A 16,353-nucleotide genomic window follows, 5' to 3' on the forward strand; every position below is an offset into this window, starting at 1 on the left:
GAGGTTTTAAATCAATGAACAGCAATATAATTTGGGGGATCGTATTATTAGCGCTGAGTGTGTTTCTTAAGCCGATAATGGCGATTGTGGGGCTGAATGAAAGGTTATTCGGATTGCACTTGCAAGGTGAAACTTTGTTTTCATTGAGTCCATTAGTAGTTCGGATTATTCTGGCAATTATTGGGATTATCATGCTGATCATCGGCGGTATGCAAGCTGCAAAGCAGAAGAATAAATAGTTGAAAGGATATAGACCATTATGAGAAAATTCGTTCCAAACAAGAAACATGAAGAAGATATTATATGGCTAGAAAAACAAGATCAACAAAAAGGGCTGTCTTACTGGTCAGATGTATTAGCAGAATATGAAGAAGTTGCCGAGATTAAACCGATATATAAACCGCAAGAGAGTGAACAGCAAGTAGAGCGCTTGGCGATTACATTATCTCCTGAAGATGCATTGCAGTTGAGGGAACTGATAGCTGCCCATCAATTGACGGTGAGTCATGTGGTGGAAACGGCCTGGGGAGTTGTTTTACAAGCATACAGCGGTCTGAAAGATGTGGTGTTCGGGAAAGTAATGTCCGGGCGTCAAGCCGATGTGCGCGGAAGAGAGGGCATCGGCGGTCTGTTTATTAATACGATCCCGGTGCGTGTAGCGAGCAAAGAAGATATGAGTATATTGGATCTGATCAAAGAAATGCAGCAGCAAGGGACTGAAAGTGAGCAATATGCCTATTGTTCGCTCGCTGAGATTCAAGCGCAGACAGAGCAGAAGCAGAACTTAATCCAAGTGCTCTATATGTTTGAAAACGATTATGTGGATGAGAACAAGCTAACAGATTTTATGTACGAAATTGAGTATGGCTTGGACCAAACCAAGTACAACTTGATGTTATGCGCATACGAATATGAAGGGAAGATAGTATGTGAAATAATATACAATCCGAACGTGTATGCACGTGAGGAAATAGCGCAAATTGTTGTACGGCTAGAACATGTGGTACAAGTTATCGTAGCAAACCCTGAAGGGAAGTTATCTGAGCTTGAAACAATAACAGAGGAAGAACAAGCACAGATACTAGGTTCATTTAATGATACAGGCTTACCGTATGCAAAGGATAAAACGATTCCAGCATTATGGGAAGAGCAGGTTGCAAACACACCGGATGCAATCGCCCTCGTATATGAAGACAACCATGTGACGTATGACGCATTAAACAAAAAAATCAACCAAGTGGCATGGGCGCTTCGCAGACTGCACATCGAACCTGATGACCGGGTGGTTATTGTAGCAGAGCGAAGTGTGGAGATGATTGCCGGGATGTATGGCATCATCAAGGCAGGCGCTGCATATGTGCCGGTCGATCCTACGTTTCCAGCAGAGCGAATCCAGTTCATCCTAGCTGACTGTAAACCAAAGGCAGTGCTTGTGTATAAAGCTACGATTGAAACGGATCTGCCAACGATTAATCTTGCTGATGATAAGCTCTGGGAAGGGATGAGCGATAATCCCGAGCAAATCAATGGCCCTAATGATTTGGCTTATATAATCTATACATCCGGGACTACGGGGCAACCGAAGGGCGTAATGTTAGAGCATTGCGGTGTTGTGTCCTTACGGCATCATCTACTGAAGCAATATAACGTTACTAGTCAAGATAATGTGCTTCAATTTGCCAACTATGTCTTTGACGGTTCTGTATGGGAGATGACGTTATCCCTATTGTTAGGGGCGACGCTAACATTGGTGTCAAAATCCATTATAGCGGATGTAACACGTTTTAATTCTTTTATGCAAGAAAGCAGGATTACGATAGCTGCACTGCCGCCACAATACTATCTTCAGACGGCGTTTACTGGAGTTAGATGGTTAATAACGGCTGGAGCCGCAACAAATGAGTCGGTTATTGAACAAACACGGAATAGTGACACCCGATATTGTAACGGTTATGGTCCTACGGAATGTACGGTACAGGCTACGTATTGGGAATATGATGGGATAAGCGACGTGCCAAGCAACATCCCGATTGGTAAACCGATTGCAAATAATCATGTATATATACTAGACGGGGACAAATTATGCGGGATTGGTGTGCCTGGGGAGTTGTGCGTGGCAGGCGTCGGCGTTGCAAGGGGCTACCTCAACAAGCCGGAACTGACCAGTAAAAAATTCGTAGCGAACCCCTTTGTACCAGGGGAGCGGATGTACCGGACGGGGGACTTAGCTAAATGGCTACCGGATGGGAATATTGCTTATTTGGGTCGTATTGACGATCAAGTGAAGATCAGGGGGTTCCGGATCGAGCCGGGAGAAGTGGAAAATGCGCTGCGGCAGCTAGAAGGGATCCAAGATGCGGCGGTCATCGTACGGGAAACCCATGACGGAGAGAAAGCGCTATCTGCCTACCTAGTTTCGAAAGATCGAGTTCAGCTGCAAGCAGTGAGGCAGGACTTAGAGGAAATACTACCGGCTTATATGATGCCAGCGTATATGATGCAGATTGATCAACTGCCGGTGACGCGCAACGGTAAGCTGGATAAACGGGCACTACCGGAGATCGTAGCGGTAAGCGAAAGGGAATACACCGCTCCGAAAAACGAACTTGAAACGCAACTGTGCAATATCCTTAGTGAGGTACTGGGCGTGGAGCGGGTCGGCACACAGGACAGCTTCTTTGAGCTGGGCGGGGACTCGATCAAAGCGATACGGATCGTGTCGAAGCTAAGAAGTGCAGGATATCAAATCGCTATCAAAGATATTATGCAAAAGTATACCGTTGAGGCGATCAGTTATGCGGCACAAAAGTCTGTCTTAGAGGAACAGTACGAGCAAGATGAAGTAAGTGGCCTCGTACCGCTGACACCGATCGTCAGAGAGTTTGCGTCCTGGAATCTTCCTATGCCACACCACTTCAATCAGGACATGCTGATGGAGATTGATCTAGAAGATGAGAAACAGCTTCGGGAAGTACTTGATGCCCTTATAGCGCATCATGATATCCTGAGATCCGTCTACCGGGAAGGTCAGCTAGAGATTGTAAAGGTGAGTGACAGCAAAGCGTATGATCTAAAGGTGTATGACTTTAGCGAAGAACCAGCAGCAGCAGAACTCATGGGAGCGGCATGTACGGAACTGCACAGCAGTATCAACTTAGAAGAAGGGCCGCTGGTGAAGGCAGCGATGTTCCGGACGGGTGAAGGGAACCTGCTGTTTGTAGGGATCCATCATATTGTGGTGGACGGCGTATCGTGGCGTATCCTGCAAGAAGATATCAGCACAGCCATCCAGCAAGTAAAAGAAGGGACGCAAATCCGATTCCCGGCAAAGACGGCGTCGTATAAGGCATGGGCAGAAGCACTGGCAGAATATAAGGGCAGCCCTCTATTGCAAAAAGAACGGGCGTACTGGGAACGAGTAGCCACGCAGATGGAGTCCGGGAAACTTGGCATGGACGAACAGACGGGAGAAAGCGGGTATGGCAACTACACGATACATTTAAATGAAGAAGAAACCACACAGCTTATTCATCAGGCAGGTCGGGCGTATAATACCGAAATCAGTGACTTGCTTATCAGCGCCTTGGGGATGACTGTGAAGAAATTGACAGGGGCTAGAGATGTAACGATAGGTATGGAAGGTCACGGAAGGGAACCGATTCATAAGCAGATCGATATCGACCGGACGGTCGGGTGGTTTACAAGTGTGTATCCGGTGGTGGTATCGTGCCATGATGAGATAGCAAAAAGTATCATTACGACAAAAGAGATATTGCGAAAAATCCCGAACCGAGGTCTTGGGTATGGGCTATTGCAGGAAGAATTGCCGGTTCGTCCGCTTGACGTTTTGTTTAACTATATGGGACAAATGGACGCTGAGGCAAAGGGGAAGAAATTACACTTTTTTAGTTCAGGTAAAGGCTTAGCGGATGAGAATAAAATGTTGTCGGAATTGTTTATAAACGGTTTGATAAGTGAAAGAAGATTAACATTTACTTTCCGTTACAATAGAGGTCTTTTTTCAAGCAGTACGATACAAAGATTCGCTGAGATATATAAAGCGTGTACTCAGTCTATGATTGCACATTGTATGCAGCAAGAAGAATCGGTTCGGACACCGTCTGACTATTCTGCAATTTCGATTACGGATGAAGATTTAAGTGTCCTGCATCGATTTTATCCAGGGAAAAATGAAATACAGGATATATTTGATTTATTGCCGCTACAGGAAGGTATTTTGTATCATGACCTGAAAAGTAGTGGTTCTGAATATTTAACCCAGTTTGTTTATCAGGTTAATCAACATATAAATACTAATTTCATGAGCAGTGCGTTTCAATGTTTGCTTAAAAAGCATGATGTGTTGAGAACGGCGATGGTGTATGAAGGGTTAAAACATCCGAAACAGATCATTTTGTCACATCGCTCACTTGATTGGGAGGAAATTGATTTAACAGCATACGATGAGAAAGAGCAACTAGCTAGACTAAATGAACTGATAGAGATGGATGTCAAGCGGGGATTTGATCTGCAGCTTAATGCGCTATTTCGCATAAAAATTATTAAACTATCCACTAATTGCACGCAATTGATTTGGAGCTTTCATCATATTATTGCAGATGGATGGTGTACTGAATTATTATGTAACGATTTAAAAAATTACTATAACTTGCTTCAAGATGGTTATAGTATACACGATGTAGAACAAGTTATTGAACAAGAGAAGTGCCAGGTTGCGACGTATGGTGATTATATTCAGTGGTTTCAGAATCAGGATGAGGAGCTTGCGCTTACGTATTGGTTCGAACGACTTCGTGATTATGACTTAACATACAAATACCGTCCGTATTTCGAGCCACCATATTCCAGCTCCAACTTGGCTCAAGTGAAAAAGAAGCTGGATGTTGAATTAACAAGCAGTTTGTTACTTTTAGCACAAGCGCATCAGATAACAATAAATACAATCACTGAAGCAGCTTGGGGAATCGTATTACAACAGATTAACTTTACAAATGATATCGTGTTCGGCAAAGTAATTTCGGGAAGGCATGCCGAAGTAAGAGGGATTGAAAGCATAGTAGGTCTTTTTATTAACACGATACCAGTAAGGGTAAGCGCAGACGAGAATACAACGATTGTAGCACTTTTGCAGGAATTACAAGATCAAGGTATTGAAAGTACGATGCACGCTCACTGTTCACTGGTTAAAATTCAAGAACAGACCGCCCAAAAATCAGATTTGATTTCATCGCTTTTTGTTTTTGAGAATCATTTGGCACAAGAACAGCAAAGTGAACATACAGATGGTTTGCAATTAGCGCTTGTTTCTTCGAGAGATGAAACAAATTATCCGCTTAATCTATTGGCTGCTGTAGAGGACGAGGCATTACGATTTACAGTTCTTTATAATCCAAACAAGCATGCTTTAGAAGAAGTAGAGATGATGCTCAGCATGTTAAACAATGTATTATGTGCATTTGCTGAGTATCCTGAGAAGAAGATTTTCGATGTTGAATTAATTCGCAAGGAAGAGAAGGCACGAATACTAGGTGAATTCAATAATACGGCAAGCACATATCCGAAACATAAATCTATTCCAGACTTATTTGAAGAACAGGTTCAACTTACGCCCGATCAAATTTGTGTGGTATGCGATAAGGAACAATTAAGCTATCAACAATTAGACAAGGCCGCGCAAGGTATTGCCACCGAATTGCGAAAAAGGGGGGTATCATCAGGTCAATTAATTGGCATCGTGTGTGAGAAAAGCGTGCACATGATTGTAGGGCTACTGGGGATACTCAAAGCAGGATGTGGCTATGTACCAATTAATACGGATGAACCGGATAACCGCCTGCGCTTTATTTTGGAAGATTGCGGTTTGAATATCGTACTGTGCGGTGATGTAAAAGGGGATATGATTAATGTCCTTCAAGAGCACTGCACCGTCATAGATCTAAATGGAAGTTATGCAGCTATGACAGAGCGTGCCTTAATATCGGCAGATGATATTGCATATGTCATGTATACATCCGGTACGACAGGATATCCGAAAGGTGTTTGTGTTACACATCAAAATGCCGTACGGCTTGTGAAGCAAACGAACTATGTTGATTTAAATGGGGCGCACATTTTGTTAACTGGTGCACTCTCCTTCGATGCGTCGACATTTGAAATATGGGGCGCACTTCTCAATGGCGGGAAATTGGTGTTAGCCGATACGCAGAGCATAACAGACGGGAACATGTTAGGAATGTTGATACACGAGCACCAGATTACGATGATGTGGATGACTGCGCAGCTTTTCAATTATATGGTAGACACTAGATGCGAAGTTTTTCAACCATTACAGTATTTATTGGTTGGAGGAGAGAGGTTATCGGCGAAACATATCAAAGCAGTAAGGGAAAAGCATCCGCAACTCAGAGTGATTAATGGGTATGGTCCAACAGAAAATACGACCTTTTCTGTTACGTATGCAATAGAGACGGATTACTTCAATATCCCTATCGGGAAGCCAATCAGCAATAGTACAGCGTATATTTTGGATAGAAAAATGCAGCTATGTGGAATTGGTGTTCCAGGGGAACTTGTTGTAGGCGGCGACGGCGTAGCGAAAGGATATATGAACCAACCAAAACTTACTGTGGAGAAGTTTATTGAGAATCCGCTTATTCCTGATGAGCGGCTGTACCGTACCGGAGATATTGCGATGTGGTTGCCGGATGGGGATATTGCGTATATTGGACGTATTGATGACCAAGTGAAAATTCGAGGGTACAGGATTGAAGTGGGCGAGGTAGAGCATGCTCTTCGAAGATTAGAAGGTATCCAAGATGCGATCGTCATCGCCCGCGAACAAGATAGAAGAGAAAAGGAACTGTACGCATACCTGGTATCTAGCACTGAGATTCAGATGCATAAAGTGCGGAATTCCCTTGGTGAGACACTTCCTGCCTATATGGTGCCGCAGCATATGATACAGATTGAGAAAGTTCCTATGACACGAAACGGAAAGGTAGATAAGCGAGCGCTTTCTGAAATACAGATCGTGCATGAGCAGCAATACACGGCTGCGGCGACTGAATTGGAAGTCATTCTTTGCAATATATTCGGTGATGTACTTTCTGTTGACCGTGTTGGTATTTATGATGATTTCTTTGCGTTAGGTGGTCACTCATTACATGCTGTACGCGTTATCAATCAGATTGAAGCGATGATTGGAATACGTTTACCGATAACAACACTGTTTGAGAATCCGCATATTAAAGCGCTCAGTCAGCACCTTGAACGAATCAGTGCAGGACATACTTCGCAGAATACGTTATATACAAAGGCTGTGTTTGAACCCATACCACATGCTATGCAGAAAGAAACATATCGGATGTCTTCAGCTCAAAAGCGTCTTTATGCGATTCAAGAGATGGATCAGAATAGTACGGCTTATAATATGACGTTATTGCGTCGAATGGATGCAGACCTTGATCGTGAACGACTTCAGCTAGCACTGAAGCAACTCATACAACGGCATGAAAGCTTACGAACAAGCTTTCATATGGAGAACGGAGAAGCAATACAGCGTATTCATGACCATGTGCCGTTTACGCTTCTGATTACTGAAGAAGAAGATGATAATACAGGGTTTGTGCGTGCATTTGATTTGTCTCAAGCGCCATTAATACGTGTTAAAGTAATTAATCAAAAAGAAGGTGGTTATCTCCTAGCCTTCGATATGCACCATATCATTTCTGATGGGACATCGATTAATATTCTAATGCAGGATTTGTCCAAGCTATATAATGGCGAACCCCTTGAGACAATGCCGATTCAATATAAAGATTATAGCGAATGGTTGCAGACTCAAGACATGACGGAACATGAGACGTATTGGTTGAACTCGTTGCAAGGTGAAATACCAGTACTGGATTTACCAACAGACTTTACACGTCCGCAAGTACAACAGTATACAGGGAAAGCAGTCGTGAGTCATGTAGAGTTACGGGAAGCTGTAACAGCATTGTGCCGGATATCGGGTGCAACCGAGTATATGATACTACTGAGCACATGGATGATTTTGTTGAGTAAATATAGCCGTCAGGATGATATTATCGTAGGTTGCCCTGTTAATGGACGTTTACATTATGATACAGAGCCAATAATCGGTATGTTCGTGAATACGATTGCATTACGTGGAAGACCATCAGGAAAGAAGAATTTCGTAGATTTCCTGTCGGAGATGAAAGAAGTATGTCTAAAAGGGATAGAGCATCAAGCATATCCGCTCGAAGATCTGGTTGATATTATGGGCTTGCATCGGGATATGTCCCGGAATCCGCTTTTTGATGTGTTGTTTGTGTTTCAGAATAATGAAGAAGCAGATTTTGATTTTTATGGCATAAACAGTATGAATGTTCATGATGAATATAGTTTACAGCACAGTTCGGCTAAATTTGATTTAACATTAGAAGTGACGCCAATGGCAAGTGGCTACCACATTGAAGTACGCTATGCAACAAGCCTATACCAAGAAGAAAGCGTACGCCGAATGGTGAAACATTATGAAACGTTGTTGGCAGCAGTTACGCAATCCCCTAAGCTTGAAATATGTCAACTGCCAATGATGACGCAAGCAGAAAGGGAGCACATTTTAACCTCATTTAACGCTACGTCCTGTGTTTATGATGTGACGACACCAATTCATGAACAATTTGAGCAGATTGTACAGGCTATGCCGGGGAAAACGGCTCTACGCTTTCGAGATCAAGCTCTGACATACGCACAGTTAAATATGAGGGCAAATCAGCTTGCGAGAATACTGCTACTTCATGGTACGCGCCGCGGAGATTTTGTAGGTATTTTACTCGGTCGCAGTATAGAAATGATGGTTGGAATACTCGCAACGTTAAAGGTAGGCGCGGCTTATGTGCCAATAGATCCGACATATCCTGTGGAGCGGATTCAGTATATGGTGGAAGATAGCTGGTTATCGGCAGTATTGACTCAGAGGCAATACGATGACACGATCGAGCTACCTTCCAATGTAAGACGCATTCATGTGGATCAAGAATGGTGTGATGAATCTAGTCATAATCTGCATACGATTGTAGACGCAACCGATATCGCTTACATCATCTATACTTCAGGCTCTACAGGCAAACCAAAAGGGGTAATGGTGGAACATCGCTCGATTAGTAACTTGATTGCAGGTCTAGATCAGTTACAAAACTTGGATTCGACGAAGACAATGTTATGTGTATCGAATATTGCGTTCGACGGCACAGTCTATGAGTCACTATTTGCCTTGCTCAAAGGAATGCAGATTGTAATTGCCGATGAGGAAGCACAACACGATCCAAAGTTACTCTTGCAATTGATTGAGCAATATGACGTGAACATCATGAAGGGTACACCGACGCGGATGAAGATGCTTATGGATGAAGTTCGGGATGTTCATCCATTACATTGTTTGGAAGTAATCGTTGTCGGCGGAGAGCCATTAACGGATGATTTGGCCACTGCTTTGCTTGAAAAATGGGATATTCGTTTGTTCAATCTGTATGGTCCGACGGAAGCAACGGTAGACGCAACAGGGATTGAAATTCATGTACATGACAAAGTTACGATTGGAAAACCAATTGCCAATGTACAAGTATTTATATTAGATTCTTACGGATCTCCGCTTCCAATCGGTGTGGCAGGTGAGCTTTGTATCAGTGGACCGGGTGTTGCCAGGGGATATCTTAATCGGAGTGATCTTACCGCAGAGAAATTCGTTGACAACCCATTTTTGCAAGGTGAGCGGATGTATTGCACGGGAGACCTTGCCCGCTGGCTACCAGACGGTAATATTGAATATATTGGCCGCATCGATGATCAAGTAAAGGTTAGAGGATACCGCATCGAACTGGGCGAAATTGAGCATGTCCTGCGAAAACAACCTGACGTGCTGAATGCTGTTGTGATGGTTAGAGAAGATGCGGCAGGGGATGATTATTTATGCGCTTATGTGGTGCCAAATGATCAAGTGACATTGGATACTGAAGCAATTAGAGAAGATATTCGCCAGGTTTTACCTGATTATATGATCCCAGCATACATCGTTCCACTGGTGCAGTTTCCTATTACGAGCAATGGGAAACTAGACCGCCGCAGCCTGCCTGAGCCAGATCGCAAGGGGAGGGGCAATAAGTATGTTGCTCCGAGAGATCAAACTGAATCGGTGCTTGTGAATATTTTCCGAGAGGTACTTGGTGTTGAACGTATTAGTATAAAAGATAGTTTCTTCGAACTTGGCGGAGACTCCATAAAAGCTATCCGGATTGTATCGAAGATGAGAAGCGCCGGTTATCTTATTTCGGTACCGGATATTTTAAGTCAATACACAGTTGAAAAGATTGCATACAAAGTAGGCAGGGAATCAGAGATCCAGTATGATCAGGGTGAAGTTACGGGTCAGGTCATGAATACACCGATCATGCATGATTTTTGTGCAAGAAATTACTCTAATCCTAACTATCATAATCAAGATGCTCTTTTGACGGTTAGAACGGATAACGAAACGCACATTCATGAAGCATTGCAAGCTGTTGCTGTTCACCATGATATATTACGGGCAATTTACCGGGATGGTAGTCTGACAATTTTAAGTAGTACGGATAGTAAACTTTATGAGTTACAAGTGTTTGAGGTTCATGCGGATCTTAATGGTTCGGCGTGGATCGAAAGCGCTTCCACTAGAATTCATCAAAGCATGGATATTAACAAAGGCCCTTTGATGAAAGCGGCACTCTTCAAAACCGAGTCTGCCAACTATCTTTTCTTGTGTATTCATCATCTTGTCATTGACGCAGTATCATGGCAAATTTTGCTTGAAGACTTAGAGACTGCTCTCTTGCAGCTTAAAGACGGAAAGGAAATAAAGTTACCATCAAAAACACTTGCTTTTAAAGACTGGGCGGAATCATTAGAAGAATATAGAAGCACAAACGAGATTACTACCCAAGCGAATTATTGGAATACAATCATCGCAGCCATGCAGGAAGAGAAACTGCTTATAGACGACGATCCTCATGATCATGGGTATGAGGATGTGACAATAACGTTCCGTAAGGATAAGACAGAACAGCTTATAAGGCAAGCAGGAAAAGCGTTTGGTACCGAAATCAATGATTTGCTTATAAGTGCAATCGGCGTTGCAACACATGCGCTGACGAAACAATCAAAAGTGTCGGTTTGCCTGGAAGGACATGGAAGAGAAGCGATACACAAGAAAGTGGATATCGATCGTACTATAGGATGGTTTACGGTAAAGTTCCCAATTCGTGTTTCGTGTCATGATGATTTACGGAAGAGTATTATTGATACAAAAGAAATGTTACGGAAAGTACCTTTACGTGGGTTGGGATTTGGCTTATTACAAGGTGATTATTTGGCGATTGAGTCCGATATTTACTTCAATTATTTAGGGCAGTTGGATACAGAATCGAATGTTACCCTGTTTACGAACAACAAGAGTATAGCGAATTCGAATGGTACCGAAGGCGCAATTGATATGAACGGGTATATTGTACAGAATATGCTACATTTTATAATCCGCTATGACCGCAGTAAATATAATAGGAACACCGTAGAGCGTTTTGCAGCATTATATAAGGAAAAACTTGGCGATATTATCACATATTGCTGTGTACAAGACAAACCGGTGAAGACGGCTTCTGATTATTCATGCGATGACTTGACGAGTGATGAATTAGGACTGATCCGGGAGTTCATTGCTGATAAAGAGGATATTGATGATATTTATACGCTAACTCCGATGCAGGAAGGAATCTTATACCATTATTTACTGAATCGGCAATCAACCAGCTATGTTACACAAATGGTGTATCACTATAACGGTAATCAAAGTGAACATACGTTTGGGGTAGCGCTGAAACTGCTAACGAAACGACATGATGTACTGCGAACTGCAATTGTATATGACCATGGCGCTAAATCTAGACAACTTCTTTTGCGAAGTCGTGAAATCGAATATGCAGTTGTGGACTGGTCGGACAAGGATCGTGCAGAACAAGCTTCTCATATTTCTACATGGGTTGATTCTGACCTGAAGCGGGGTTTTGATCTACAGCAAGAAGCATTGTTGCGGGTTACCAATATCATGTTAAGTAGAACAGAAGGGAAATTAATTTGGAGTTCTCACCACATCATCTCGGATGGATGGTCAGACAACGTTATATTTAATGACTTTATACAAATATGCGAAAAGCTACAACAAGGCTTGTCTGTTGTGGAGCTTGAGCAAGGGTTAGAGGAAGAGAAGGAAAAGAGCTTACATTTCAAGGACTTCGTTAACTGGTTGGAAAAACAAGATGAAGAAAGGAGCTTGCTATACTGGAGAGAGCTCCTACTAGACTATGAAGAGTCTGCTGACATTAAGCCGCTCCGTCAACCTGAAGAAACATCTAGCGAGATGAAGCGAATTAATCATAAACTTCCTGTTGATGTAACAAGACAACTTCTTAATACGGCTGCAACGTACAATATTACGCTGAATACTATGATAGAGACGGCTTTAGGTATCGTATTACAGGAATTGTGCGGCATAAAGGATGTTGTCTTTGGCAAGGTGGTCTCCGGAAGAAATGCTGATGTAAGAGGGATAGAGCATATTGCCGGAATATTTGTTAACACCATTCCAATTCGTATTTGTTGTGATGATGGAATGCACATATGCGATATTTGGAGAAAAACGCAAGAACAAGCGATACTAAGTGATCAGCATGGACATTGTTCTTTTGCCAAAGTACAACGACTGACCAAACAGAACACCGATTTAGTTAAAGTTTTGTTTACATTTGATAACGATGATACATGGGATGAAGTACGACAAAGTGAAACTTCAGCTTTTCAGTTTACCGTAGAGGGTGGACGGGAGCAAACCAATTATACGACTACGTTTAAAGCGTATCTTGATACCAGTCAGCTACATGTCGATGCATTGTATGATCCTAGAAAGCTGGCAGCAGAAGACGTTGTCAATATTATGTCAAAGATACAAAGTGTATCATTGTCATGTGCAGCAAACCCAGAAATGAAGTTATCTGAACTCGAGACGACAACAGAGGAAGAAAAAGAGCAGATACTAGGTGCGTTTCAAACTAAGCCAACCCAATATCCGCACGAGGAATCGATCAAAAGCTTATTTGAGGCGCAGGTGAAGAAAACACCGGATCGGATAGCGGTATCTTGCGGGACGGAGCAACTGACGTATGCGGAGTTGAATGCGAAGGCGAACATCGTTGCCAATCGGCTGCTTGCTACTAAAGCCGAGCACGAAACAGGCAAAGGCGAAACGATGGTAGCGTTGCTGTTAGAACGCAATATTGATATGGTCATCGGGATACTCGGAGTAGTGAAGGCCGGATATGTCTATGTGCCAATCGATCCAGAGGCACTACAAGACCGTATCCAGTATACACTGTCGGATAGTGGTGCAAGCTTGCTTCTTGTCAATCAAGGAAAAGAACATACAGTTTCATTTCAGCAAGGAGGAATATATGCGATAGAGCATCTGTATGCGAATATACCAGGTATATCGGATGTACCACACAGAACAGAGCTGGAAGCCAATCCGGATGTATCCATCGCACCGCAAGATGCTCTATATATCATATATACGTCAGGCACGACAGGTGAACCAAAGGGAACGATAATCGAACATGAATGTGTCGTCCGGTTGATGAAAAACGATGACATGCCGTTTGATTTCCATGAAGAGGATGTATGGAGCCTGTTTGCAGCCTACAACTTTGACGTATCGGTATGGGAAATGTATGGAGCGCTATTATACGGAGGTCACCTTGTCGTCGTACCTAACGACGCCAAAAAGGACAGCTACGCCTTTTTAGATATACTACGTGAAAAAAGGGTAACGGTACTAAACCAAGTGCCATCCTCTTTTTATAATCTGATGCAAGTTGAGCTAGCAGAAGCAGGGGAGAGACTGTGCGTCAAACATCTAATCTTTGCCGGAGAGGCGCTGCAGGTAGGGAAATTAAAGGCATGGCATGCGAAGTATCCGGAGATGAACATCGTGAATATGTACGGGATAACAGAGACGACTGTCCATGTAACGTACAAAGCGATCACGGCAGAAGATATTGCGCTAGATGTAAACGACGTCGGAAAGGCGCTCCCTACACTGAAGATCTATATGCTAGATGGGGACAAGCTATGCGGGATTGGTGTGCCCGGGGAACTGTGCGTGGCAGGCGTCGGCGTCGCAAGAGGCTACCTCAACAAACCGGAACTAACGAATAAAAAATTCGTAGAGAACCCTTTTGTACCAGGGGAGCGGATGTACCGGTCGGGGGACTTAGCCAAATGGTTGCCGGACGGGAACATAGCCTATTTGGGCCGTATTGATGACCAAGTGAAGATCAGGGGGTTCCGGATCGAGCTGGGAGAAGTAGAAAATGCGCTGCGGCAACTGGCAGGAATCCAAGATGCGGCGGTCATCGTACGGGAAACCCATGACGGAGAGAAAGCGCTGTTTGCCTACCTCATATCGAAAGATCAAGTCCAACTGCAAGCGGTGAGACAGGACTTGGAGGAAGTGCTGCCGGCTTATATGGTGCCCGCGTATATGATGCAGATTGATCAACTGCCGGTGACGCGCAACGGCAAGCTGGATAAACGGGCGCTGCCGGAGATCGTGGCAGTAAGCGAGAAGGAATACACGGCTCCGAAAAACGAACTTGAAGCGCAACTATGTAATATCTTTAGTGAAGTACTGGGCGTAGAGCGAGTCGGCACGCAGGACAGCTTCTTTGAACTAGGCGGGGACTCGATCAAAGCGATACGGATCGTGTCGAAGCTAAGAAGTGCAGGATATCAAATCGCCATCAAAGATATTATGCAAAAGTATACCGTTGAGGCGATTAGTTATGCGGCACAAAAGTCTGCCCTAGAGGAACAGTACGAGCAAGCTGAAGTAAGTGGCCTCGTACCGCTGACACCGATCGTCAGAGAGTTTGCGTCCTGGAATCTTCCTAAGCCACACCACTTCAATCAGGACATGCTGATGGAGATTGATCTGGAAGATGAGAAGCAGCTTCGGGAAGTGCTGGATGCCCTTATAGCGCATCATGATATGTTGCGGTCTATCTACCGGGAAGGTCAGCTAGAGATTGTAAAGGTGAGTGCCAGCAAAGCGTATGAGCTAAAGGTGTATGACTTTAGCGAAGAACCAGCAGCAGCAGCACTCATGGAAGCGGCATGTACGGAACTGCACAGCAGTATCAACTTAGAAGAAGGGCCGCTGGTGAAGGCAGCGATGTTCCGGACGGGTGAAGGGAACCTGCTGTTTGTAGGGATCCATCATCTTGTGGTGGACGGCGTATCGTGGCGTATCCTGCAAGAAGATATTGGAACAGCTATCCAGCAAGTAAAAGAAGGAACCAAGATCCGATTCCCGGCAAAGACAGCGTCATATAAGGCATGGGCGGAGGCGTTGGTAGAATATAAGGACAGCCACCTCTTGCAGAAAGAACGGGCGTACTGGGAACGAGTAGCAGCGCAGATGGCGGCAGGCGAACTCTGGATGGACGAACAGACAGGAGAATGCGGGTATGGCAGTTGCACGATACATTTAAATAAGGAAGAAACCGCACAGCTTATCCACCAGGCAAGTCGGGCGTATAATACCGAGATCAATGACTTGCTTATTAGCGCCCTAGGAATGACCGTGAAGAAACTGACAGGGGCAAGAGATGTAACGATAGGTATGGAAGGACACGGAAGAGAACCGATTCATAAGCGGATCGATATCGACCGGACGGTCGGATGGTTTACAAGTATATATCCAGTGGTGGTTCCGTGTCATGAGGATATAGCAGAAAGTATCATTACAACCAAAGAGATGCTACGTAAAGTCCCGAACCGAGGCCTTGGATATGGTCTATTACAGGATGAATTGCCAGTCCGGCCGCTTGAAGTCATGTTTAACTACATGGGACAAATGGACGCTGAGGCGAAGGGGAGAAAACTACACTTTTTTAGTTCGGGTAAGGGATCAGCGGATGAAAATATTGTATACCGTAAAGTCAATATTAACGGAAGCTTGCTAAAAGAACAGTTGCATTTCAGTATTGTCTATGACAAGAGCAAGTTGTCTGCTGAGAAGATAAAACTATTTATTGAAACATTCCATGATTGTTTAATGGCTACGATTCAATTTTGTGCATCACAGGAGGAGGTTGCCATCACGATCTCGGATACGGATGCCACTGATTTGGTTGTAGACGATCTCCAGGTGATAAATGAGCTATTCGATCTAGAATAAATCTACTA

2 protein-coding genes are annotated in these 16,353 nt (G+C 43.8%); both read left to right on the forward strand.

What is annotated here, in order from left to right; translation table 11 throughout:
* Positions 1 to 14: 14 nt before the first annotated feature.
* On the forward strand, positions 15 to 239 hold the full coding sequence (locus JSQ80_RS26025) for a hypothetical protein (protein ID WP_206097379.1): 225 nt from the start codon (positions 15 to 17) through the stop codon (positions 237 to 239).
* 20 nt (positions 240 to 259) lie between these two features.
* Complete coding sequence (locus JSQ80_RS26030) at positions 260 to 16,345, forward strand: non-ribosomal peptide synthetase (protein WP_206097380.1); 16,086 nt, start codon at positions 260 to 262, stop codon at positions 16,343 to 16,345.
* The last annotated feature ends 8 nt before the right edge of the window (positions 16,346 to 16,353 follow it).

Origin of the sequence: Paenibacillus apiarius (assembly GCF_017052585.1) — a bacterium.
Taxonomy (GTDB): Bacteria; Bacillota; Bacilli; order Paenibacillales; family Paenibacillaceae; genus Paenibacillus_B; species Paenibacillus_B apiarius.